The 264-nt window shown below is 62.9% G+C and carries 1 protein-coding gene; it reads left to right on the top strand.

Annotated features, from left to right (window positions below; genetic code table 11):
* Positions 1-264, top strand: a 264-nt coding sequence (locus tag CVH10_RS21485; RefSeq protein WP_181244639.1) for an FAD-dependent oxidoreductase, incomplete at both ends; no start/stop codon positions are given.

Here is a 264-nt window from a genome sequence, read left to right as displayed (position 1 = left end):
CAGCAGGCGGACGAAACGCCGTCAGCCTTTTCCTTCCTGACCGACCGGATCGACGTGCCCCAGATTGCCTGTGGCGTGACGCACACGACAGAGGAGACCCATCGGATCATCGCGGAGAATCTCGGCGAGAGCGCCGTCTATGGCGGTCGGTTGTCGGGGAGGGGACCTCGCTACTGCCCCTCCATTGAGGACAAGGTGGTGCGCTTCGCCGACAAGACTAGCCACCAAATATTTCTGGAGCCGGAGGGTCTGGACGACCCGACC

Origin of the sequence: Halomonas sp. ND22Bw (assembly GCF_003011945.1) — a bacterium.
Taxonomy (GTDB): domain Bacteria; phylum Pseudomonadota; class Gammaproteobacteria; order Pseudomonadales; family Halomonadaceae; genus Halomonas; species Halomonas halophila.
The sequence above is the reverse complement of the archived record's forward strand: the minus strand, read 5'-3'. Positions and strand labels throughout refer to the sequence as shown.